The sequence below is a fragment of the Microbacterium sp. H1-D42 genome, assembly GCF_022637555.1.
Taxonomy (GTDB): domain Bacteria; phylum Actinomycetota; class Actinomycetes; order Actinomycetales; family Microbacteriaceae; genus Microbacterium.
The window spans coordinates 3,459,213-3,481,742 of sequence record NZ_CP093342.1; the positions used below are offsets into that span (position 1 = coordinate 3,459,213).

General features: G+C 67.3%; 18 protein-coding genes. 12 read left to right on the plus strand and 6 right to left on the minus strand.

The window, feature by feature from the left end; all coding sequences use genetic code 11:
- Positions 1 to 31 precede the first annotated feature (31 nt).
- The 3 genes from MNR00_RS16300 to MNR00_RS16310 all read left to right on the plus strand — a co-directional run bounded on the left by MNR00_RS16300 (position 32) and on the right by MNR00_RS16310 (position 2,070).
- Complete coding sequence (locus MNR00_RS16300; protein WP_241926956.1) at positions 32 to 178, plus strand: hypothetical protein; 147 nt, start codon at positions 32 to 34, stop codon at positions 176 to 178.
- A 6-nt stretch (positions 179 to 184) separates the two neighbouring features.
- Positions 185 to 871 (plus strand): SGNH/GDSL hydrolase family protein, encoded by a 687-nt coding sequence (locus MNR00_RS16305; protein WP_241926957.1) that lies wholly within the window; start codon positions 185 to 187, stop codon positions 869 to 871.
- Between the two features lie 161 nt (positions 872 to 1,032).
- Positions 1,033 to 2,070 (plus strand): LacI family DNA-binding transcriptional regulator, encoded by a 1,038-nt coding sequence (locus MNR00_RS16310; RefSeq protein ID WP_241926958.1) that lies wholly within the window; start codon positions 1,033 to 1,035, stop codon positions 2,068 to 2,070.
- Positions 2,071 to 2,079: 9 nt separating this feature from the next.
- Here MNR00_RS16310 and MNR00_RS16315 read toward each other — a convergent pair whose 3' ends face one another.
- The 4 genes from MNR00_RS16315 to MNR00_RS16330 are packed head-to-tail and all read right to left on the minus strand — an operon-like array spanning position 2,080 to position 6,336.
- Positions 2,080 to 3,003 carry a hypothetical protein gene (locus MNR00_RS16315; RefSeq protein ID WP_241926959.1) on the minus strand — a complete coding sequence of 308 codons (924 nt, stop codon included), beginning with the start codon at positions 3,001 to 3,003 and terminating at the stop codon, positions 2,080 to 2,082.
- Positions 2,991 to 4,058: a dihydrodipicolinate synthase family protein gene (locus tag MNR00_RS16320; protein WP_241926960.1), complete on the minus strand. Its 1,068-nt coding sequence runs from the start codon at positions 4,056 to 4,058 to the stop codon at positions 2,991 to 2,993. The genes MNR00_RS16315 and MNR00_RS16320 overlap by 13 nt, the downstream gene beginning before the upstream one ends.
- On the minus strand, positions 4,058 to 5,089 hold the full coding sequence (locus MNR00_RS16325; protein WP_241926961.1) for an epimerase: 1,032 nt from the start codon (positions 5,087 to 5,089) through the stop codon (positions 4,058 to 4,060). The genes MNR00_RS16320 and MNR00_RS16325 overlap by 1 nt, the downstream gene beginning before the upstream one ends.
- A complete protein-coding gene (locus MNR00_RS16330) occupies positions 5,086 to 6,336 on the minus strand; it encodes an AGE family epimerase/isomerase (RefSeq protein WP_241926962.1) in 1,251 nt (416 codons plus the stop codon). Before MNR00_RS16330 ends, MNR00_RS16325 begins: the two co-directional genes overlap by 4 nt.
- Positions 6,337 to 6,420: 84 nt before the next feature.
- On the opposite strand from MNR00_RS16330, the gene MNR00_RS16335 reads away from it, so the two are divergent.
- The 7 genes from MNR00_RS16335 (at position 6,421) to MNR00_RS16365 (ending at position 13,971) form a co-directional block, all read left to right on the plus strand.
- Positions 6,421 to 7,212 (plus strand): glucosamine-6-phosphate deaminase, encoded by a 792-nt coding sequence (locus MNR00_RS16335; RefSeq protein WP_241926963.1) that lies wholly within the window; start codon positions 6,421 to 6,423, stop codon positions 7,210 to 7,212.
- Positions 7,209 to 8,228, plus strand: a complete 1,020-nt coding sequence (locus MNR00_RS16340; RefSeq protein WP_241926964.1) for an amidohydrolase family protein — start codon at positions 7,209 to 7,211, stop codon at positions 8,226 to 8,228. The genes MNR00_RS16335 and MNR00_RS16340 overlap by 4 nt, the downstream gene beginning before the upstream one ends.
- A gap of 40 nt (positions 8,229 to 8,268) precedes the next feature.
- Positions 8,269 to 9,258, plus strand: coding sequence for a hydroxyacid dehydrogenase (locus MNR00_RS16345; RefSeq protein WP_241926965.1), 990 nt, complete (start codon positions 8,269 to 8,271; stop codon positions 9,256 to 9,258).
- A 122-nt stretch (positions 9,259 to 9,380) separates the two neighbouring features.
- On the plus strand, positions 9,381 to 10,625 hold the full coding sequence (locus MNR00_RS16350; RefSeq protein WP_241926966.1) for an extracellular solute-binding protein: 1,245 nt from the start codon (positions 9,381 to 9,383) through the stop codon (positions 10,623 to 10,625).
- 62 nt (positions 10,626 to 10,687) lie between these two features.
- Positions 10,688 to 11,632 (plus strand): sugar ABC transporter permease, encoded by a 945-nt coding sequence (locus tag MNR00_RS16355; protein ID WP_241926967.1) that lies wholly within the window; start codon positions 10,688 to 10,690, stop codon positions 11,630 to 11,632.
- Positions 11,632 to 12,519: a carbohydrate ABC transporter permease gene (locus MNR00_RS16360; RefSeq protein ID WP_241926968.1), complete on the plus strand. Its 888-nt coding sequence runs from the start codon at positions 11,632 to 11,634 to the stop codon at positions 12,517 to 12,519. Before MNR00_RS16355 ends, MNR00_RS16360 begins: the two co-directional genes overlap by 1 nt.
- A 3-nt stretch (positions 12,520 to 12,522) precedes the next feature.
- Complete coding sequence (locus MNR00_RS16365) at positions 12,523 to 13,971, plus strand: carboxylesterase family protein (RefSeq protein WP_241926969.1); 1,449 nt, start codon at positions 12,523 to 12,525, stop codon at positions 13,969 to 13,971.
- 64 nt (positions 13,972 to 14,035) lie between these two features.
- Here the strand turns inward: MNR00_RS16365 and MNR00_RS16370 are convergent, their stop codons facing one another.
- The gene (locus MNR00_RS16370; RefSeq protein ID WP_241926970.1) at positions 14,036 to 16,966 is read right to left on the minus strand and encodes a carbohydrate binding domain-containing protein; all 2,931 of its coding nucleotides are present in this window, start codon (positions 16,964 to 16,966) and stop codon (positions 14,036 to 14,038) included.
- A gap of 94 nt (positions 16,967 to 17,060) precedes the next feature.
- On the opposite strand from MNR00_RS16370, the gene MNR00_RS16375 reads away from it, so the two are divergent.
- Together MNR00_RS16375 and MNR00_RS16380 are read left to right on the plus strand one after the other, a co-directional pair.
- Complete coding sequence (locus MNR00_RS16375) at positions 17,061 to 18,569, plus strand: DUF4127 family protein (protein WP_241926971.1); 1,509 nt, start codon at positions 17,061 to 17,063, stop codon at positions 18,567 to 18,569.
- The gene (locus MNR00_RS16380) at positions 18,566 to 19,450 is read left to right on the plus strand and encodes an acetylxylan esterase (protein ID WP_241926972.1); all 885 of its coding nucleotides are present in this window, start codon (positions 18,566 to 18,568) and stop codon (positions 19,448 to 19,450) included. The genes MNR00_RS16375 and MNR00_RS16380 overlap by 4 nt, the downstream gene beginning before the upstream one ends.
- A gap of 65 nt (positions 19,451 to 19,515) precedes the next feature.
- Here MNR00_RS16380 and MNR00_RS16385 read toward each other — a convergent pair whose 3' ends face one another.
- Positions 19,516 to 22,449, minus strand: a complete 2,934-nt coding sequence (locus tag MNR00_RS16385) for a carbohydrate binding domain-containing protein (protein WP_241926973.1) — start codon at positions 22,447 to 22,449, stop codon at positions 19,516 to 19,518.
- Positions 22,450 to 22,530 lie beyond the last annotated feature (81 nt).

Sequence of the window (22,530 nt, forward strand, 5' to 3'; positions counted from 1 at the left end):
CCCTGAACCGAAAGACTCCGAGAAGAGCCTGATGAACTCCACGCACGAAGAAGCCGAAGACCTCTCCGTCTACAGCGAGCGTCGCCAGAAGCGCATCCGCGTCATCGCCTGGGTGACCATCGGGTCGCTGATCCTGGTCGGCGGCGGCGCAACCGTCCTGTCGCTGCTGTTCGGCTGATCTGCGGTGAAGGACCTCAAGCGTCTGCGCGCCCTGCTCGCGTCGGACAAGCCGCTGAACTGGGTGCTGACCGGCGACTCGATCACGCACGGGCTGCTGCACACGCTCGGCGAGCGCAACTACGTCGACCACCTGCACGAGCTGGTGCGCGGCGACATGGGACGCGTGCAGGACGTCATGATCAACACGGCCATCAGCGGCTGGCGGGTCAAACTGCTGCTGAAGGACTTCGACCGGCGCGTCGCCGCGTGGAAGCCCGATGTCGTGACGCTCATGATCGGCACGAACGACTGCTCTGACGCCGGCAAGTTCCCCGTGATCTCACCGGCCGAGTTCGCGGCATCCGTCACGGAGTTCGTCCGCCGCGTGCGCGCCCTCGGGGCGATCCCGGTGCTGCAGACGCAGCCCACCATCGACGTCGCACACGCCCCCGAGCGGGCGCGCATCGCCCAGTTCGCGCAGGCGATCCGCGATGTCGCCGCTGCAGAGGACGTCATCCTCGTCGACCAGTTCGCGAAGTTCACCGAACTCGGCCACGGCGGCGTCGCGATGAACCTGCTGCACGACCCATTCCACCCCGGCGCAGCAGGACACGCCGTGCTGGCCCTGGAGATCGCCCGCGTCCTCGGACTGCAGCCCCCACCGGCATCCGATCGAGTGCTGCCCGACCTCGCCATCCGCGCCGCGCGCTGAGCGACGCCTCAGGTGGCGGGTCTTGGGCCGCCGCGCGCGATCAATCGTGCGCCGGTGGAACCAGCCGCACGCAACTCGGTGCAATCGGTTGCAGAGGGTTGCAGAAGCCGATAGAGTCCACACTGTACCCGTTGATGCGACGGGGTACAGGATGGGTATACGTGGATGACACCGTCGTCGTTCCACCACAGGACCTCGGCACGCGCCCGGGGCGGAAAGGGCTCACCGTGGCCAAAGTGACGATCTATTCGATCGCAGAAGAACTCGGCGTGCATGCGTCGACGGTGTCGCGGGCGTTCAGCCGTCCGGATCTGGTGAAAGACGATGTGCGGCAGCGCGTGCTCGACACCGCAGAGCGTCTCGGCTTTCAGCCCAGCCGCGTCGCCCGACGTCTGGCGACGGGCAGCACCGGCGCGATCGGTCTGCTCGTGCCCGACATCACGAACCCGTTCTTCCCCCCACTCGTGCGCGAGATCCAGGCTGCCGCGGGCGAGGTCACCGTCGTGCTCGTCGATGCCCAGGGCTCTGCCGAGGCCGAGCCGGCCCTGATCGCACGGCTGCGAGCGCAGGTCGACGGCATCCTGCTCGCCTCCCCCCTCGCGTCGGACGACGTGCTGCGCGAAGCGATCGGCTCGACGCCGACGGTCGTACTCAACCGCGAGATTCACGACCTGCCATCGGTGGTCAGCGACATGTCCACAGCCCTGCATGCCGCGGGCGACTATGTGTATGGGAACGGTCACCGGCGCGTCGCGCTGCTCACCGGCACGGTCGGCTCGTGGGCGGCCGAGCAGCGACGCGATGCGATCCGCGCGTGGGCGGCGACCACCGACGTCGCACTCACCGAGCTCGGTCCCTTCGACGCTTCCTACGACGGCGGCCGAGCAGCGGCCAGCGCCTTACTCGACACCGACGCCACAGCCGCGTTCGCATTCGACGATCTCACCGCCTGCGGCGTGATCGCCGGCCTGGCGGAAGCCGGCGAGCGCGTTCCCGATGATCGTTCCGTGATCGGCTGCGATGACGTGCTGCTGGCGCGTGTGGTGACACCCACCCTCAGCACCGTGCGGACACCGAACGAAGAGCTGGCACAGACCGCGATCGCGACGCTGCAGGCCGCGGTCGCGGGTGAAGAGACCGCCTCCGCGCGGCTGGAGGGGACCTTCGAGCCACGGCAGTCGATCGCGTCGGCGGCCTGAACGAGACCATCAGCACAGGCTGCGCCTGGCCGTCTGCGCCGCGGCGAAGACGTTCGCGTACACAGCGGCCGTCCTCGCCGCACTGACCGCCGGAGTTCCACCCCGAGCGAGCTCGAGCATGGCGTCCGCCGCGCCGTGATACCCCAGCTCCGCCGCGCCCGGCGCGAGCTCGACGACCCGCACGCCGCGGTCGGTCACCGCGCGCACGGCGTAGACGTCGGTGCCGTCCACGCCTGACACGCTGACGTTCACCTCGACCGTGCCGATCCGCGCGCGGACGGTGCCGTGTGCCTCGGATGCCGTCGGCAGTCCCTCCCGCGCCGCGGAGCCATCCAGGATCTCGGCCCGCCCGCCTGGCAGCAGCACGTCGACCATTTCCCAGGCATGCACTCCGAAGTTCACCAGCGTGCCGCCAGCCCCGGTGAGCTCGTCCTGCCAGCTGCGCGGCTCCAGAAGCGCGGCGATGCTGTGCTGCACGCGCACATCGAGGGTGCGCAGCTGCCCGCCGGCGATCTGCTCGGCTAGGGCCACGAGCTTCGGCGCGAAGCGCAGCACCGACGAGGTGAAGCGGGGCGCGCTCCCGGCCGCTGTCCACTCCGCGTAGGCCGCAGGCGTGCTGGCGACGGTCTTGTTGAAGAACGCCGGTGTTCTGCTCTCGGCGACCACCAGGGCAAGCTCCGCGGCGCGCGGCGTGCGGACGGTCGACACGATCAGATCGGCCTCGGTGAACAGACGATCCCGATCGGCAACAGCGGAGACCTCGAACTCAGCGCAGAAATCCGCCGCGCGGCTGGGATCGTCGACGTCCCACAGCCCGATGATCTCCGCGCCAAGAGCGCGCAGATTCCGGGCGTCCGAGAACGCGTGCGAGTGCGCCGCCCCGGCGAACGCGACGCGCGGTGCCCGCTCGCCGCGACGCACTACCGCAGCCACTCGTCGCGATGCTCGGCGATGAACTCGTCGTCGAGCAGCTCGGGATACGCATTCCGCACCCGGCGGATCTCGTCGGATTGACCGGGCGAGAGCCCCTCGTCCGGATCGAGGCACCAGATGCCCTCAAGCAGCCCTTGCTGTCGCAGCACCTCGTGCACCCCGGCGATGACCCCGTGGAAGTCATTCGCAGGGTCGAAGACGGCCTGGTTCAGATCGAGCAGGTCCGTCGCGGTCGACGAGAGCTCGGCCAGTGCCTCGCGGTCACCCGCGGCGCCCCGGTGCACTTTCTGCAGCATCCGCACCGCCGCTCGCGTGCCGACGGCCCACTGCCCGAGCAAGCCGCCGGCGAAGCGCAGCGTCTGGCGATCATCGGGCGTGTGTACGTGATACTCGGCCAGCAGGTCACTCACGATCGCGTCGTCGTTGCCGGTGTACAGCGCGATCTCGCTCGCGCGTCCCGACTCGGCGATACCTCGCACCAGCTCGAGCGTGCGGTAGCGATCGAAGGGTGCCGCCTTGACGGCGACCACCGATGGAATCGCCCCGAAGTCACGCCAGAACGAACGATCGAGCGCTGGCCCGCCGATCGCCTGCTGCAGATAGAAGCCGACGACCGGCATCACCTGGCCGACGATCCGCGCTCGCTCCAGCAGGTCGGCTGGTGTGGCCCCGGCGACGCGGGGGCTCAGCAGCACCGCGTCGTAGCCCAGCGATCGCGCGAGCTCGGCCTCGGCGACTGCCTGCGCCGCCTCACCGACGACGCCGGCGATTCGCACCAGCGACGCATCGCCATGGGAATCCATCTCCTCGGCGGCGAGAGCAAGCACCGGTTCGAACAGGCCGTGCTCGGGCAGCCGGATCTCGAACTGGGTCGTGTGCACTCCGACGGCCAGACCGCCCGCCCCGGCCGTGAGGTAGTACCGGGTGAGCGCTCGCTGACGTCTTTCATCGAGACGACGTGACGCGTCGAGGGCGAGCGGGTGGGCGGGGATCACCGTGCCGCGCGCCAGCGTGGCCGCGGCTTCGAGGCGCAGAGCAGGATGGGCGGAAGCCATCAGAACCGACCGTCCCGCACGGCCCACTTGGTGGGCTTGGCGACGAGAGGAAGGTCGGCGCTGATCCAGCGAGCCTGCCAGTCGATGAGCGTGTCTGTGGCCACGCTCGGGTACCCGAACAGCGAGGCGCAGCGCCGGGCGTCACTCAACAGCGCGGTGGGCTGCGGGTCGTCGGCGAAGGTGACCGGCCGTTCGAAGAGCGCTCCGAATCGGCGTGCGATGGTCGCGACGCTCAGCAGCTCGGGTCCGGTGAGGTTGACAATGAACGGCTCGGTGGATGCGTGGCGCAGGCTGCGCAGCACGACCTCGTTCGCGTGCCCCTGCCACACCACGTTCACGTTCGCCGTCGCCAGCGAGATCGGCTCACCGCGGTGCACGGCGAGTCCGATGTCGGCGAGCACGCCGTAGCGCAGATCGACAGCGTAATTCAGCCGGATTGTCGCGACCCTCGTACCGCGCTCGACTGCACCGAACTCGAACACCCGCTCGCGACCGAGACACGATTGCGCGTACTCCCCCACCGGCGCGGGCGTCGTGTCCTCGTCCGCACCGCCGGAGGAGGCCGGAACGAAGGGGTAGACGTTGCCGGTGGACATCACGGTGATCGCGCTGTCGCGGTAGCGGCGTGCCACCCGGTCGGGGAGGGCCGCGTTGACCTCCCACGCCCACGACGCGTTGGTGGCGGCGCCGAACTTCGCACCGACCATGAAGATCACCTCGGCGGCATCCGGGAGCGCCGACAGGTCGTCTTCGGCGATGAGGTCGAACGGAATCGTGCGGACACCGGCATCCTCGATGCGGCCACGCACCATCTCGTCACTGAAGCGCGACACGGCGTACACGGTGTCCTCGGTGCGGCCCGCGAGGTCGAACGCGCGACGTGCGAGCATCGCCAGCGTCGGCCCCATTTTTCCGCCAGCGCCGAGGATGACCAGGTCACCCCTGCCGTGCGCCATGTCGGCGACCAATGCGTCGCTCGGGGTGGACAGATTCTGTTCGAGTTCGCCCTCCGAGGCGAATCCGTCATTCATGCGTGCTCCTTCTGAGGGCTTTCGTCATCCAGCTCGATCAGCTGCATGAGGTTGCGGGTGATGTGGAACGGATCCTTCACTGGCAGTGCGACCACCTGGTCGAGCGGGCTGCCGTCGCGGTTGCGTATCTGCACCCACTCCGAGCCCTCATCGACCCGCGGGAAGGTGCTGAGCGCGTAGTCCCAGATACGGGTGCGCCAGGGCTCGCACTCGGCGCGCCCATGCCGGCGGGCTCCGATCGCCGTGGTCGCAGCGGCCTCGCTGTGCACCCACCACAATTTCGTGTCCCAGGTGCGGTGCACGAGCTGCTCGTAGTCGGTGTCACCGGATGCCCCGCGCGGCTTGCCGCCGGAGCGGTCGACGTAGCGCAGCATGCCGCCGAACTCCGAATCCCAGCCCAGCTCGCAGAGCGGCGCGATCGAGTCGAGCGCAGGCGTGCGGTGCGCGGCGGCATCGCCGCCAGCCAGCACGATGGCATCGAGCACGATCCAGATCGCCTCGAGCGCGTGGCCTGGTACCCGGTGACGCGTGATCAGGTCGTCGCCATCGCGGCCATCCAGGCGCGGCATCTCAGCGAAGGCGCCGTCATCAGTGCGGAAGGACATCACCGCGTCGATCTCGTGCGAGAGCTCGACGTCGAGAGTGCTGGATGCCCCGATCGCGCGCTCTGCGGCGGTGAACACGCCGAGCGCGTTGAGCAGGATGAGGCGCGGCCCGAATGCACGATGACCGGCGGGCACCGCGTACGGCGGGGTGGGTGCAGTGCGGTCGCGGATGTCATCGATGGCGCGCAGCAGAATGCCACGCGCCGGCGCGATCCAGTCCCTCTCACCCGACACCCGTGCGTACTCGGCGAAGCCCATGGCCGCGAAGAGGTCGGCGTACACGCTGCGAACGGGCTGCCCGACGACCGGCTGCGACCCGTCGCGTGTCAGCGCGAACGCGCAGGTGCCGTCGAAGCGCAGCGCGTTCTCACGCAGGAAGACGGCACCGCGGCGCGCCAAGTCGAGCGCGCGCTCCGCATCGACCCCTGGTACCGCGAGCTTGCCACGTTCGGCGAGCCCGGCGGCATGCGCGAGCAGCCAGATGAAGCGACCTTGCGACCAGGTGTACTTGTCGTCAGCGACGCGGGTGCGGCCGCGATTGTCGAAGCAGGTGTGGAATCCGCCGTGCTCGAGGTCGATTCCCTGCCTGATCCAGAACGGCAGCACGACCTGTTCCAGGTGGCTTCGTGCATCCTGCGTCATGCGACTCCTTCGTGGCGGCGCCATCGTTGACCTCGGCGACGGTCTTCCCGTAGTGTAACCTGCAACCGATTGCAAAGGAACACCATGCACAACATCCCGATGGAGATGCCCCGCATACACACAGCGGCATCAGTCGCCGAGGCGGGGCGCGAAGCGGCGCGGCGGGCGGCAGCCGTCCTGCGCGAGGCGATCACCTCCCGGGGCACGGCGCGAGTGATCTTCGCCTCCGCACCGTCACAGCAGGCCATGCTCACCGCGCTCGCCCAGGAACCGGGCATCGACTGGACCCGAGTCCATTCATTCCACATGGACGAGTACCTGGGTCTTCCTGACGACCATCCGAACAGCTTCGGGCAGTGGCTGCAGCAGCGCCTTCCCGCCGAGGCCCTGCCGCGGCTCGAGCGGATCCGCCCCGACGTCAAGCCCGCCGCCGAGGCCGCACACTACGCGGGCCTGCTCGCCGAAGCGCCCATCGATCTGGTGTGCCTCGGCATCGGCATGAACGGCCACATCGCCTTCAACGAACCCGGCACCTCCAGCCCCGATGACTCCGAGACAGTGCGCGTGGCGACACTCGACGAAGCATCCCGTCGTCAGCAGGTCGAAGAAAAGCTCTTCACACAGCTCTCCGAGGTGCCCACACACGCTCTCACGCTCACCGTGCCCGCCCTGCTGTCGGGCAGGTCACTGGTCTGCACCATCATCGGCGCCCACAAAGCGGACGCTGTCGCGCGCGCAGTACGGGGACCGATCGACTCCTCGCTCCCCGCCAGCTTCCTGCGCACCCACCCGGACGTCTCCTGGTTCCTCGACGCCGCCGCAGCCGCAGCACTGAATCGCGAACCGACGCACCCCCGCACTAGCCTCCAGCTATGAGCGTGACATCGTGGCCAGGACTCGTCGACCTGCAGGTGAACGGGTTCGGCGGCTTCGACGTCAACGCCGACGACGTCACGCCCGACACGATCGTCGCACTCACGAGGGCACTGTGGCGCGAGGGCGTCACCACCTATCTGCCGACGGTGATCACAGCATCCGAAGAGAAGATCGCGCACGCCCTCGAGACGATCGCGCTCGCCAGGCAGATCGACCCCCTCATCGCCCGCTCGATCGCCGGCATCCACATCGAGGGCCCGTCGCTCAGCGCCGACGACGGTCCACGCGGAGCACATGATGCCGCGCAGCTGCGCGACCCCTCCGTCGACGAGTTGACCCAATGGCAGAACGCGGCCCCGGGACTCGTCCGTATCGTGACGCTCGCGCCGGAGCGTGCGAGGTCGCTCGAGTACATCACTGCGGCGGCGGCCCGTGGCATCCGAGTCTCGATCGGCCACTGCGCACCGGACACAGAGCGGATCCGCGAGGCAGTCGCCGCCGGAGCGAGCCTGTCGACGCATCTCGGCAACGGCGTCCACCGGGAGTTGCCCCGCCACCCGAATCACCTCTGGGCGCAACTCGCCGCCGACGAACTCACCGCGATGTTCATCGCGGACGGCCACCATCTGCCTGCTGACACGCTGACCGCCATGATCCGGGCGAAGGGCGTGCAGCGCAGCATCCTCACCTCCGACTCGGCCGCCCTCGCCGGATCCCCGCCCGGCCGCTACGCGACCCCGGTCGGGGGCGTCGTGATCGTCGCAGAGGACGGCCGTCTGTCGCTGGGCGACACCGGACTGCTGGCCGGGTCGGGAGCGTCCCTGCGACACTGCGTCGAGTGGGCACTGGCGCACCTGCCATTCACGGAGGACGACGTTCTCGCGATGGCGTCCCGCAACCCCGCGCGGATGCTGCGGATCGACCCATCCGGCGACAGAGTCGACGTCGCTCTGGATCACGGGCGCGTCATCATCCACCGCGTGACCGTGGGCGGCAACGTCGTCTGCGAGCAGTGAGAGAACGATCGGAGTGAGAACGATGACCGTGCGAATCTGCATGGCACTGAATGACCTGGACGGCAGCCGCCTCTACTCCGCCGAGGAGATGAACCGGCTGGCGGCCCTCGGTGAAGTGATCCGCCCTCCGGCGACGGAGGCGGGCACAGTACCGCCTCCGCCAGGCCTTGGCGATGACTTCGACGTGCTCATCACGTCGTGGAGCACAGCGCCATTCGATCCGGGGCTGCTGCGCGGCGGCCGCCTGCGGCTCGCCGTGCACAGCGCCGGATCGGTGCGCAGACTGTTCCCGATCGACGCGCTCGGGGACGGCCTCCGCTTGGCGCAGGGTGGATCGGATGCCATGGCCGAGGCCGTCGCAGAGATGGCGCTGACCATGACACTGTCGGTTCTGCGCAACGTGACCCTGCACGACCGGCGGCTGCAGTCGACGCGTGACTGGCGCGTCGGCGGCAACGGCATGCTCGGACAGAGCCTCGCTGCTCAGCGCGTCGGTGTCGTCTCGCTGAGCCGGGTCGGACGGCACTACGTGCGGATGCTGCGCGGGCTGGGCGTGACCGACGTGCAGGTGCACGACCCGTACGCCACAGAAGCGGATGCCGCCGAATTCGGGGCGGAGCTCTGCGAGCTGGATGACCTGTGCGCGCGCAGTGACGTGCTCGCCTTGCACGCGCCGAGCATCCCCGAGACGGTCGGGATGATCGGCGCCAAGCAGCTGGCGCTGCTCCGCGACGGAGCGATCATCATCAACACCGCCCGCGCCGAGATCACCGATGAGCAGGCGCTGATCGCCGAACTCGTCAGCGGCCGGATCTCGGCGGCCCTCGATGTGTTCACCACCGAGCCCCTGCCGACCAACTCCGCGCTGCTCGGCCTCGAGAACGTGCTGCTCACGCCGCACGTCGCCGGCGGCACGGTGCAGGCACGCTTCGCGCAGGGCCGCGCCAGCGTCGATGAGATCGAGCGGTTCGTGCGGGACGGCGCGCTGCTCGCCGAAGTGACACCGCAGAACTATCACCGTCTGAGCTGAGGACGTATCGCGTCCCCAAAGGTTCTTGACATGTACCCACACCGGTGGTTACGGTAAATGCAACCGATTGCAAACTGCGTCGTCCCGAGATCAAACCTGTACCCGAACCCAATGGAGGGATCATGAGTCACAAAGCCACAGTCGCCGCCGGCGCGCTCGCGCTGAGCAGCCTGCTGGTGCTCACCGCATGCTCCGGCAGCGAGGCACCCGCCGAAGCCGCAAACCCCGATGAGGTCTCCGGCACCGTCACCTTCTGGCCTTACCCGCTTGGCGGCGTCAAGGATGCCAGCTGGTGGCAGACCTACATCGATGACTTCAACGAGACTTACCCCGATGTGGAGATCGACCTGCAGATGCAGGCCTTCGCGGGTCGCGAAGAGGCCCTCGTCACCGCCATCTCCGGCGGCAACGAGCCGGATGTCGTCTACTTCAACCCGGACTTCGTACCGAAGTACGCCGCCGAGGACCTGCTGCTTCCGCTCGATGACCTGCGCGACGACTGGGACCAGTTCCACGATTCCGCCCTGCAGGCGATGACCTACGACGGCACGCTGTACAGCGCACCTCAGCTGATCACCGCCGGCAACGATTTCTGCAACGCCGTCGTGCTGGAGGCTGCCGGCGGAGTGGCGTGCCCCACCACCTGGGACGAGCTGCTGGAGATCGCCCCGGCGGTGAAGGAATCCGGCAACTACGTCACCAACTACTACGGCACGGGCACCCTGAACAGCACGTTCTACAAGTACCTGTGGCAGGCCGGTGGCGAGGTCCTCAATGAGGACATGACCGAAGCCGCCTTCAACGGGCCCGAGGGTGTCAAGGCGCTCGAGTACATCAAGACGCTCGCAGACAACGAGTGGATCCCCCGCGAGGAGATCGCGACGATCCCCCCGTTCGAGCAGTCACAGCAGGGGCTCGGCAAGGTCGCATACAACGGTGGAGGCAACATCATCGCCAACCGCGACCTGCACGGAGCGGACGCCATTGAGACGGTTCCGACCATGAAGGACGTCGAGCAGGTCGCATCGGGCACGGTCGGCGGATGGTCGATCTTCAACACCACCGACGCTCCCGCAGCCGCCCAGGCCTGGGTGCGGTACCTGACCGAAGCCGATTTCATGTCGAAGCTGCTGCCCGAGGCCAACTACTTCTCACCCCGCAGCGACCTGACGGGTCTGTACGCCGATGACCCGATCATGACCGCCGGCGAAGAGGCGATTCCGTTCGTTCGCACCGGCGTGGCAAGCCCCAAGGCACGTGAGATCATCGACCTCCTCAAGCCGCACATCCAGCGCGTCCTGCTCGAAGGAGCCGATCCGCAGGAGGCCCTGGATGCCGCTGCAGAAGAAGTGAACCGTATCCTCTGATCGCGCTCGACGATGGTGCCCGGAGCGCTCGCGCTCCGGGCACCATCAGACCGAAGGGCACCATGACTGCCACACCCACTCTCACCGCTCCACCGTCACCCTCGGAGCCCGAGCCGGCGCCGGTGGCTCCCAGGCGGCCTCGCCGCTGGTGGAACTCGCGCGAGGCGATTGCGGGATACATCTTCGTCGGTCCGATGGTGCTGCTCTTCGCCGTATTCCGCATCTGGCCGGCCATCTACGGCATCGTGCTCGCTTTCGGCGAGTACACGCTCCGTCGCACGTACAAGTTCGTCGGTCTTGACCACTTCGTGCACCTGTTCCAGGACCCGATCTTCTGGGACGCGCTGCTCGTCACCTTCATCTTCGCCGCAATCCAGATGCCGCTGGCGATGATCGTCTCACTGGGCATGGCGCAGCTCTGCAACCGGGTCCTCCGCGGCATGGGCTTCTATCGCTCGATCTTCTTCCTGCCGACCGTCACGTCAAGCGTGCTCATCGCGCTCGTCTTCATGTGGATCTTCTCGGGCGCAGGGCCCGTCAACGCACTGCTCGGGGTGTTCGGCATCGAGCCCGTCGGCTGGCTGACCGAGCGGGTCTGGGTGCTGCCGACCCTCGCCATCCTCAGCGTGTGGAGCAGCTTCGGCTACAACATGCTGATCCTGTTGGCCGGGATGCTGGCGATCCCCACCGAGTACTACGAAGCGGCATCGCTCGACGGCGCGAACGGCTGGCAGAAGTTCTGGCACGTCACCCTGCCCAATCTGAAGCCTGCGCTGTTCTTCGTGCTGATCATCGAGACGATCAAGTCGCTGCAGACCTTCGACTCGATCTTCGTGATGACCGGCGGCGGACCGGCACGAGCCAGTTACACCTTGACTTTCATGATTTACGACCAGGGCTTCGGCTACTTCGACTTCGGCTATGCCAGCGCGGCGGGTGTCGTGCTGCTGATCATCACGCTGGCGCTGTCGCTGATCCAGCGAAAGATCGTGGGGAAGAACGACTGATGTCCGAGACGATGACCACTGTGCTGCCTGACGCGTCGCCCAAGTCTGTGCGGCTGAAGCGTCGCTCCCCGTCGATGCGCAAGCTCGGCCGGCTGCTGCCGTTGCACCTGCTGCTGATCCTGATCGCCGTGGTGACGGCGTTCCCGTTCTACGCGATGGTGATCATCTCGGTGCAGCCGGGCCAGCCCATCCAGATGCCGCAGGCCCTGTTCCCGACCTCGATCTCGTTCGACGCGTTCATCGAAACACTCAGCAGCAGGAACATCCCACGCTGGGCACTCAACTCGACGATCTACGCTGTCGTCTCCACCGTCTTCGTCCTGCTGTTCGCATCGATGTCCGGCTACGCCTTCGCGAAGAAGAAGTTCCCCGGACGCGAACTGATCTTCTGGACCCTGGTCGCGATGCTGATGATCCCGTACCACCTGACGATCATTCCGCAGTACATCCTCGTCGGTGACCTGGGCGGGTTGAACACCATGTGGGGAATGCTCGTGCCGACGCTCGCCAACACCTCGGCGATGTTCCTGATGCGGCAGTTCATCCATGGCATTCCTGATGAGCTGCTCGATGCAGCGAAGATCGACGGAGCGGGAGAGTTCCGCATCTTCTGGTCGATCGTGCTGCCGCAGCTGAAGCCGATCCTCGCCACGCTGGCCACGTTCGTCTTCCTCGCGCACTGGAACGACTTCCTGTGGCCGATGATCTCTCAGACGTCCGCCGAGAATCATGTGCTGACCGTGGGACTGAACACGCTGCAGGAAGAGCAGGTACCGCTGGCTACGATCATGGCGGCGGCTGTGATCAGCTTCATCCCGACCTTCCTGGTCTTCATCTTCTTCCAGCGCTTCTTCGTGCGCGGGGTGATGATGAGCGGGCTGAAGTGACAGATGTCGGCCGGCGCGAGGGCTGATCCGCTCGAGCTGCCGTCCGAAGTGGTCGACACCCACTCCGGCCGGGTGCGCGGGTTGCGAAGAGTGGACCCGGCCTCGGGATCCGAGAGCCTCGCGTTCCACGGGATCCCATACGCACGGCATCCCGCTGGAGCTCTGCGGCTCGCCCCACCACAGCCGCCCGAATCGTGGCGGGCGGTGCGGGATGCAACACGGCCGACTGACCCAACCGCTAACGCCCTGCACGTCAATGTCTTCACTCCCGACCTAGACGGACGCCTGCCCGTACTGTTCTGGATCCACGGCGGCGCATTCACGAACGGCTCACCGCTCGACGAGCAGCTCGATGGAGTGAGCTTGAACCACGCCGGCGTCGTGCTCGTGTCAGCCTCCTACCGCCTGGGATTCGAGGGGTTCGGTCACGTCGACGGCGCGGTGCCCAACCGCGGCGTGCACGATTGGCTGGCAGCACTCGAGTGGGTGCGGCACAGCATCCGCTCCTTCGGCGGAGACCCCGATCGGGTGACCGTCGGCGGCCACTCTGCCGGAGGCGGTGCGGCGCTGACGCTGCTCGGGATGCCCGGGGCGCAGCATCTGTTCCACCGGGCGTTCTCGCTCTCCGGTGCTCTCGCCGACGTCGCACCGGCGCGGGCGCGCGAGCGCACGCGCCGGCTCGCGGCGCTGGCGCGGGTGGAAGCCGCGAACCTGCCCGACGTCGCCAGCGAGCAACTCGCCGTCCTGCTGCGGAAGGCTGCGAGCGCTCAGCAGGGCGACGCAGCACGCGCGGAGCGACTGCGCGAGGGCCTGCCATGGGGCCCGGTCGTGGACGGCGACCTGGTGCACCTGCCAGTCGCCGAGGCGGCCCGCGCCGGGATCGGCGCCGACAAAGCGCTGCTCATCGGGGCCGCGGATGACGAGTTCACCCCGGCCCAGAGGTCCAGGCAAGACGCCCTGGATGAGCTGGACATCGATCGGATGCTGCTGCCGTTTCTCATGGATGTGTCGGTGCGGGCTGCCTATCTGGCGGTGAACGTGGAATCGGCGGCGCGGGGCAACGCCGACTTGCTAGGTCGTCTGATGAGCGACGGCATCTGCCGCGCACTCGTGCCGCAGCTCGCCGACCTGCGGGCACGCGCTCATGCACCGACGTGGACCTACCGGTTCGGCTGGCGATCTCCCGTCACCGGATCGGCGAGCCACACGATCGACCTTCCGTTCTGGTTCGACGGCCTCGGCAAGGACCGCGCCCGGCGCCTGCTCGGCGATGGCGCCCCGCAGCCGCTCGCCAATGACATGCATGCCGCACTCGTGCACTTCGTGCGCGGTATCGATCCGGGGTGGCCGGCCTGGCGGCCCGGGATGCCGGTGACCAGGCAGTACGGCCTGGCCGAACCGACCTCCGAGACCGCATACGCGTCGGTGCGGCCGCTGGTTCCTGCAGGATGAACAGCCGCCCCGATGCCTGATCCAAGGGGTGTGCGCGGGTCGGATCCCGCGCACACCCTGCCGCTCACTTCAGCGAGCAGCCTTGCACGGCGCCGGAGATCGCGTTCGGCTCCCCCTGATCGTCAACGCCTGCGACATTGCCGCCGCACATCAGTGCACCCCGCACGTCGTTGCCGACGAACACAACTGGACCACGCGCGTTGGTGATTGCAGTGGCGCCCGAGATGCGGGATCCGATGATGCTCACTGCCGTCGCGCCATCGGCGGTGAGTCCGCCGCGCACGGTGCTGCGCTCGAGGCGCAGCTCGCTGCCTTCAGCGACTGTGACGCTGCCCTGTATCGTGACGTCAGCGCCGCACACCACGTCGCCGCCGGCCACGACCAGGCCGCCGGAGACGACCTTGTCGAGTTGCACCGTGCACGCCCTCTCACCGCGTGCCACGTCGTAGCGGAACACGTACGGCCCGTGGGAGAAGAAGATGTCTCCGTCAGCATCCGCGACGGCATTCATCAGCGGTGAGCCCGTCACCGTCGTGGGAACGATGTCGGTGTAGGCCATCGTCTCAGGATCGATCCGGAAGAACGAGAACCGGTTGGAGCCGTAGACGTCACCGTCGGCGCCGATCGCGAGATTCGCCCACGCCCATACGGTTCCCGAGCCGTACCGATGACGGAGGAGCTTCTCGGAGTAGACGATCTCCTCCGTCGCCGGGTCGTACTTGAACACGGTGTCCTCGGAGACTCCCCAGATGAGCCCATCAGGGCCGACGATGAGCCCGGTGATGCCCTCGTCCCCCTCCACTGGCACGAGGTCGCGAACCACCGTCTCGGTCTTCGGATCCCACACGATGAAGTGGCCCTGTGTCTGCCCGGAAGTCGGCGCCGCGAGCGCCCCGTCGATCGTCGTGCCGATGTAGACCAGACCGTCGTGCGCGAGCACGCTCACCACGGACTGATCCGTGACGATCTCGGTGGTGTACGTGGTGCGCTCGCCACTGGCGAAGTCGTAGCGGGTGAGCGCGCCCTGGTTCTTTCCGTAGGCGCCGACGCTGCCCATGTACGTGCTGTCGGTCTCGGCGTCGTAGGCGAGGCCGAACGGACGATCCTGCCCCTCATCCTCGAGGGAGTACACCTGGCGGGGCGCCGCACCGGTCGCCGGGTCGTACTCCATGAGCTTGGCATGTCCGTACGCGCCGAGCAGCAGCTTGCCGTCCCGGTTGACGGCGCTCTCGTACTGTCCGGACTGCAGCGAATCACCTGGTGTGCCGGTCTCCTCGTCGAACGGCGCGAGACCGATCAGGTAGCCGGATGCGTACATCGAGTCGGGGCCGGTGAACAGTCGCTGCACACTGGTCGGGGTCGCATAGGTGATGCTGTGCGAATCCGATACGCCCTTCGCCGGGTTCACCCTGATCACGCCCTTGCTGGTGGAGGCGATCAGCGTCCATCCCTCCCAGCCCGCTTCATCGGACTCCACCCAGTACCCGTCGTTCAGGTAACCATTCGCCGGGATGCCCAGATCGCGGCGTGTGCCATTGGTGGCGTCGAACTCCCAGAACGTCCTCCCGAACACGTAGATATAGTGCTCCGGCTGATCCGGTCGGGGCGTCACCCAGTAACCGTGCATCTCAGGGCCATCGCCCTTCCAGTACTGCACCTGATCGTCGGCGCCGATCACGATGATCTGGTTGGAGATGCGCGCGAACAGCCGGTCGTCGACGAACGTGAAGGTCGAGGCGAACGATTCGGTCGTGGAGCCAGGCGCGGTCTGCTCGTTCAACAGCGCGGTTTTCGTGCCATCCGGCGCCACCTTCCAGATCTGTGCGCTGCTCCCACCCGCACCGACGTACAGGTAGCCCCGCTCCTGATCGAAAGCGAGTCCGTGGATGTACTTCTGGCTGGAGTCGACCGCGCCCAGGTTCGCGATGACGTCGGTCACCGGGTCATAGCGGAACAGCAGTCCCTTCGGGTAGGTGCCGAGGTACATCTCACCGTCGTGTCCGGCGGCCATCGACCACGTGTAGCCGTCTGCGGGGGTGGACGGATTGATCACCCCGATCCTGCGGGCCTTCGTCGTCTCAGGGTCATACACCCACAGGCTGTAGTCCCCGTCGGTAGCGACGTAGATCCTGCCGTCGCTCGATCGGCGGATCTCCTGGGCGAAGCCGGATCCCGGCAGCGGCACCCTGCGCACGATCTCACCGTCGTCCAGACGCGCCACGACCAGGGTCGCCGGATACCCTGTCGACTCGACGCCCTTGAAGACCCCATAGCTCATCCAGACACCGCCCTCTTGACCGATCACCGCGTTCTTGGTGATCCTGCTGCCGACCGGCGTTCCCGTGTACGTCAGGTTCGGATCGTTCGCGACGACGAGGTCGGGCACCGACGGCGGAACCGGACGCTCGTGCCCGGATTCGCCTTTCAGTCCGAAGTAGACGTCGTCAAGGTACGCGTCGACGACTGGCGCGTTGCCGGCGTAGATCATGATCTGCGCCTGAGCGGCCCCGGCTGGCGAGTCGAAGTCGAGGAACGCGCGCTCCCACTTGTCCTCCTCGGTGCGCACCGTCTGCCAGCTGGACGCCAACTGCGTGCCGCTATCGTCGAGGAAGTACGTCCAGACGCTGAAGCTGCCGGACACCTTGTACACCTCGAGATTGACCTCGTACGCGGTCCGCTCCTCGACCGGCATCGCGGTGCTGATCACGCCCCCGCCGTACGACGTCGATGTGTCGTCGACATGCAGGCTCTGCGCGCCGACGGTGGTGTTCGAAGTCGAGACCTTGAAGTAGTCGCTGCTGCGAGTCGACCACGGGGCCCAGCCGTCGAGTTCGGCGAGCGTGGCGCCCGATTCGAAGCTCGCATCGACGAGCAGATTCGCATCCGGGTCGGTTGCGGCAACCGCGGATTCGTCGGTCTGGAGCGGGTTGGCGAGCGTCGTCACGATGAGCGCAGCCGCGGCCACTCCCACCAGCGTTCTTGATCGGGGAATCATGGTGCTTCTCCTGTGTTGTCGGGCCTCATTGCCGAAGAACAGCGCAACCGGCGACTCTTGCAATCGGTTGCAGAAGCAGGCTACCGTTAGATCCATGAGCGCACAAGACCCTCACCCGACGCGTATCGCGGTGCTGCCACCTGACGAACGGCCCAACACCGCCGGATACGCGCAGCAGATCGGCGCGTGCTGCGGAGCCGAGGTCATCCTGCCTCCTGCGCCACTGATGCCCCGCTTCCGAGAGCCCGCGGATCGCGATGCCCTGGCCGCTTGGCTGCGTGAGATCGACCCCTCCGCGGATGCCCACGTGATCTCTCTCGACCTGCTGGTGCACGGTGGGCTGGTGCCATCGCGACTGACGCACGACCGCCTCGGCGACGCGATCCCGAGGCTCGAGGTGCTCCGCGAACTGAGCGCACCGATCTCGGCATATCAGGTGGTCACCCGACTGCCCCACTACGACAACTCGAGCCGCAGCAGGCAGGAGCCCGAGTACTGGAGCACCCATGGCCGCAAGATGTTCGCACTCTCCCAGGCCTGGGACCGCTATGCGCGCGGCGAGGTGGAGACCGACGAGGTCGACACCGCGCTGGCCGACGTCCCCACCGAGTTCCGGCACGACCTGGTGCTGCGTCGGCTGCGCAATCATGCGGTGAACCTCGCAGCGCTCGAACTCGCCGCCGAAGGTACGGTCACGGATCTGATGCTCACCTCCGATGACACCGCTCCCCGCGGACTCCCCGCCGGCGATCGCGCCGCCCTGAGCACGTGGAACCAGCGACTCGAAACCGGTGCACTGCTGTATCCCGGCGCCGACGAGGTTCCGAGCGTTCTCGTCGCGCGCGCCGTGGCCAGTGCACGCGGAATCACGCCGCGAATCTATGTGTGCAGTCCGGACGCCGAGGGCCTGCAGCGCACGGCACTGTACGAGGACGCGCCTATCGATGTCGGAATCGACAGGCAGATTCGCGCTCTGGGCGCTGAGCGCGTCGGGTCTGCCGGCGACGCCGACCTTGTGCTGATGGTTCACGCTCCGTCCATGGAACCCGGCGACTGGACCGGGGCGCCGATCACGCAGGACAGCACGGCGGCGAGCGCGCTGGTCGCTGCCGAGACCATCGATCACATCGCCGCCGGCCGTCGGGTCGCACTCGCCGATGTGCGCTATGCGAACGGCTCCGACCCCACCCTGCTCACCATGCTCGACGAGGCGTGCGCGCTCAGCCGCTTGGAGGCCTATGGCGGCTGGAACACGGCGGGGAACACTGTGGGCACCACATTGGCGGCCGGGGTGAGCGCGCTGCTGGACGATGGCGAGACGGCGACGGCCGCGCGTCGGCGCTTCCTGTTCGCGAAGATCATCGAGGATGGCTACTACCTGCCGACGCTGCGCGTGCAGTTGCAGCAGGAGTTCCGCGACCGCGGTCTCGCAGAGCCTCCCCTCGACGAGCTGCCCGCGCTCGGCGAACGGGTCGCGCGGGATGTCACTTCTTGGGCATCCGGAGTCCACGCGCTCCGCGGAGTGCAGGTGACGAACGTATCGTGGCCGAGGGAGTACCTGTTCACCATCGACTTCGACGTGGATGCTGAGCGCGCTCCGTGACCGAGGCGGACATTCTGCGCCGCGAGTGGATCGAGCTGCTCGGTGCACAGCCCGCGTCGGATGCCGCGATCCACGTCGGCGATCTGCAGACCGACGGCGCGATTCGTCGCATCCCCGTCGAAGTGCGCAGTTACGGCCTTCGACAGGTGCTGCGGCTCGCACTTCCCATCGGTGACTCGCCGTGCCCCGTGATCGTGCTGCCGTTCTACGACACCCAGGTGCTGTTCGGCGAGGCGAGCGCCCTCTATCCAGACCCGAACGCCCACCCGACACGCGCCTTCGCAAGCGAGATGCTCGCGGCGGGCCTGGGAGTGCTCGCAGTGCCGTGGTGGGCCGAGACGATCGCGCATGCCGCGCCGACGGTCGAGCTGCATGCGCGATACGGCCCCGTGGCGGAAGACCACCTGATCCGGCATCCGATGGTCACCGGACTGGGGCGCAGCGTCTCCGATCTGCGACTCGCGGTCGACGCGCTCTCCGATATCAAACAGGTGGACAGCCACCGCATCGGCATGTTCGGACATTCCCTCGGCGGCAAGCTCTCACTCTTCGCGTCCGCACTGGACACGCGCATCGCCGCCGCGGTGACGCATGAGCCCGGTCTCGGTTTCGCGCACTCGAACTGGAGTGATCCGTGGTACTTCGGCGCGCGCGTGCCGACCGACCGCGATCTCGACGAGCTGCTGCGACTGGTCGCACCCCGTCCGATCCTCTACGTCGGCGGCGGCGCCGCGGACGGCGCCCACAACGAAGCGCTCGCGCGAGCTGCATTCAGTACTGATTCGCGGATCGAGATGCTGCACCACACCAAAGGCCACCCACTGCCTGAGGATCTGCTCAGGCAGATGATCCGCTGGCTCGATCGAAGACTCGCAGCCTGAGCGGAAGAAGACCGTGGGTTGCCGAGCGAACGCACTCGCTCGGCAACCCACGATTCATGTGCCGCTCAGAGCCCGGCGCATTGGCCCTGAAGTGAACCGCTCACCAGGTTCGCCTGCTCCTCCCTGTCCGGCTCGGCCGCGTTGTCAGTGCACTGCAACGACCCGCGCACCTCGTTTCCGGCGAACACGAACGCGCCCGCAGTGGCCGTCACCGACACCGCGCCACGTACCTGCGTGCCCCGCACCTCGATGCGCGCGGCGCCGTCCGCGTGGATCCCGCCGCGGACGTCGGCATCGCTCAGCAGGAGCGTGCCGCCGGCTTCGACCGTGATCCCGTCCTCGATGCGGATGCCGTCGACGCACGCCACTTCGCCGGATCGCACCACCAGCCCACCGGCGATGGTCTCCGTCGGCGTCTGCGTGCAGACAGTCGGGTCCGTCTCCTTCACGTCGTAGCGGAAGAGGTTGGCACCCCTGCTGAGGTAGACGTCACCGTCTTCGTCGACCGTGCTCCACTGCAGACCGTTCGCGATGCGAGTGGTCTCACCGGTCGCGGGATCGTGCACGCTGAACCGGTAGCCGGCAGTGACGTAGATCTTGCCGTCCGCACTCGACCGGTTCACGGTTCCGTACGCCCAGTACGTCGTCCCGGCGGAGTACCGGCCGCCGACCGTTCCCTCGACCGTCGACTCGCCCGTCGCCGGGTCGTAGGCGAACAGCACGTCCTCGGCGACTCCCCACACGACGCCATCCGGGTCGACCATGAGCCCGCCGATGCCTTCGCGTTCCTCTCCGGCGGGATCGATCGTCTTGACGACCGTCCTCGTCGCCGGATCGAACACGATCAGCTTCCCGGCGGTGTGCCCGCTGGGCGCGGAGCCGAGTCCGCCATCGACGGTGCTGCCCAGGTAGACGAGGCCGTCGACCGCGTTGTACACGACGGAGATGACGTTCTCGTCCTCTCCGATCTCGGTGGTCAGCCACTCGTGTTCGCCCGTCTGGGCATCCCAGATCGCGAGGCCGCCCTGCGTCATCCCGTAGGTCGCGACCGATCCCATGTAGATCTCGTCGCGATCCGGGTTGTATGCCATACCGAAGGGACGATCCTGGCCCTCGTCCGCACCGTCGAACAGCGTCGGCACCGAGCTGGTGTCAGCCGGATCGTACGCGGCGGGGTCGAGCACATCGAATCGTGCGTGCCCGTATCCGCCGAGGTAGAGCTTGCCGTCGCGGATGGCGGTCGATTCGAACTGACCGCGCTGCATGGTCGGCCCGTGCTGCTCGCCCGTCTTGTCGACCTTCGCCAGACCGATCATGTACCCCGATGCCCACACGCTGCCGTCGGGTCCGGGGAACAGCTTCTGGATCAGCGTCGGCTGCGCGAACTCGATCGGGTCGTTCGAGACGAGCTCTCCCTTCTCGAGATCCGCGACGAAGACACCCTCCGATGAAGTGCCGTACAGCACCGCGGCGCCACTGGAGGTGTCGACCATGCCGTTGGAGAGGTACCCGCCGATGTCGATGCCGGTGGGTGCGAACGTGTTCGTCGGAATGTCGTAGGTGAGCAGCTCACCGCCGGCAGTCGAGAAGATCGCTGTGTCGGATGCCGACCCCTGGATTATGTGGTGGCCGAAGAAGAAGCGGGTCTGATCCGGATCCCAGTGGACGACATTGCCGTCGAGGTCGAGCACGAGCATCCGAAGCCCGACCTGGGCGATGACGCGATCACCCACGATGTCCATGCGGCCCACGAACTGCGTGCCCTCGTTCAGACGCGGTGCGATCGTGTCGTCGGCGATGAGCGTCTGCTCGCCGCGACCGCCGTCGGCGATCTTCCAGATCTGCGGCACGCGTCCGCCGGAGCCGACGTAGAGGGTGTCAGTCGGGGCGTGGTACGCGATCGCGTGGATGTAGTCGATGCCCTCACCGATCCGGCGCAGCAGTTCGACCTCGTCGGTCACCGGATCCACCTGGAACAGGCGCGCATCGGGGTAGGAGCCGATGAACATCGACCCGTCTGGCCCCGGCGACATGCCGAAGGTGGAATCCTTCTCCTCGCTGATCCGGCCGAGGTCGGTGCACTCACCGGTCGCCGGATCATATCGCCACAGTTTCGAGTCGTGGTAGGTGCCCCAATACACCCGGCCGTCGTCGGCGATGTTGAGGTTGCGGGCGTGGTCGGCGCCATCTACCGTGCAGGTGCGCAGCTGTGCACCCGTCGCGATGTCGGTCACCGCGAACGTCGCCGGGTAGCCGCTGGCCGGATTGCCCTTGAACACCTGGTAGGAGACGTGCTGTCCGTCTTCGATCCCCTGTGCCGCCTGGCTCGGGATCTGGCTCGTCACCGGGGTACCCAGGTATGAGAGCCGTTCGTCCTGCACCAGGATCTCGTCGACCGGCGAGAGCTCGGGCTCTTCTGGGGCTTCCGAGCCCAGTCCGAAGAAGACGTCGTCGATGTAGGTGTCGATGTACGCGCCGGACGACACGTACAACAGTGCTTGGGCTGCCACCGCGCCCGCCGGCGCCTCGAACGTGGCCTCGGCGCGCTCCCAAGTGCTCTTCGTGGTGCGCAGCAGCTCGTACGGCTGCTCGATCGTGTTGCCGTCGGCGTCGTCGAAGTGCACCGTCGCGCTCACCGGTCCACCGTCGACGAGGTAGTGATCGAAACTGAACTCGTAGGTCTCGCCGGCCTCGATCGGCACTGGCTCGGCGATCAGACCGCCGTTGACGATGTTCGCGTCGCGAAAGAGGCGCAGGCTCGTGTCACCGTCACTCGCGCGCTCCTGCGTGAACGACGAGATCTCCGTGCGGTTCCACAGCGGCGTCCACCCCGGAGCATCCGCGGGGCCCGCACCCTCTTCGAAGCTCGCGTTCGTCAGAAGATTGGTCGGCTCATCGGACGCTTCCTCGGCGACAGCCGTGGTTGCGCCTGCGGCGAGCACGGCCGCGGCCACCAGCCCGGTGGCCAGCCTCCCGAGCAGCGTTCTGGATCTGATCATCTGAAATCTCTCCTGCCTTCCAGGTGCGTCATCGATGAGGCGCCTGTTTTTGCAATCGGTTGCAGTACGGAAGGCCAGATT

Coding starts and splice junctions, on each gene's coding strand:
- MNR00_RS16345 (WP_241926965.1), top strand. CDS start 8,269: ATGGCACTGAATGACCTGGACGGCAGCCGCCTCTACTCCGCCGAGGAG.
- MNR00_RS16365 (WP_241926969.1), top strand. CDS start 12,523: ATGTCGGCCGGCGCGAGGGCTGATCCGCTCGAGCTGCCGTCCGAAGTG.
- MNR00_RS16370 (WP_241926970.1), bottom strand. CDS start 16,966: ATGATTCCCCGATCAAGAACGCTGGTGGGAGTGGCCGCGGCTGCGCTC.
- MNR00_RS16385 (WP_241926973.1), bottom strand. CDS start 22,449: ATGATCAGATCCAGAACGCTGCTCGGGAGGCTGGCCACCGGGCTGGTG.
- MNR00_RS16330 (WP_241926962.1), bottom strand. CDS start 6,336: ATGACGCAGGATGCACGAAGCCACCTGGAACAGGTCGTGCTGCCGTTC.
- MNR00_RS16320 (WP_241926960.1), bottom strand. CDS start 4,058: ATGGCTTCCGCCCATCCTGCTCTGCGCCTCGAAGCCGCGGCCACGCTG.
- MNR00_RS16360 (WP_241926968.1), top strand. CDS start 11,632: ATGTCCGAGACGATGACCACTGTGCTGCCTGACGCGTCGCCCAAGTCT.
- MNR00_RS16300 (WP_241926956.1), top strand. CDS start 32: ATGAACTCCACGCACGAAGAAGCCGAAGACCTCTCCGTCTACAGCGAG.
- MNR00_RS16375 (WP_241926971.1), top strand. CDS start 17,061: ATGAGCGCACAAGACCCTCACCCGACGCGTATCGCGGTGCTGCCACCT.
- MNR00_RS16325 (WP_241926961.1), bottom strand. CDS start 5,089: ATGAATGACGGATTCGCCTCGGAGGGCGAACTCGAACAGAATCTGTCC.
- MNR00_RS16350 (WP_241926966.1), top strand. CDS start 9,381: ATGAGTCACAAAGCCACAGTCGCCGCCGGCGCGCTCGCGCTGAGCAGC.
- MNR00_RS16355 (WP_241926967.1), top strand. CDS start 10,688: ATGACTGCCACACCCACTCTCACCGCTCCACCGTCACCCTCGGAGCCC.
- MNR00_RS16335 (WP_241926963.1), top strand. CDS start 6,421: ATGCACAACATCCCGATGGAGATGCCCCGCATACACACAGCGGCATCA.
- MNR00_RS16340 (WP_241926964.1), top strand. CDS start 7,209: ATGAGCGTGACATCGTGGCCAGGACTCGTCGACCTGCAGGTGAACGGG.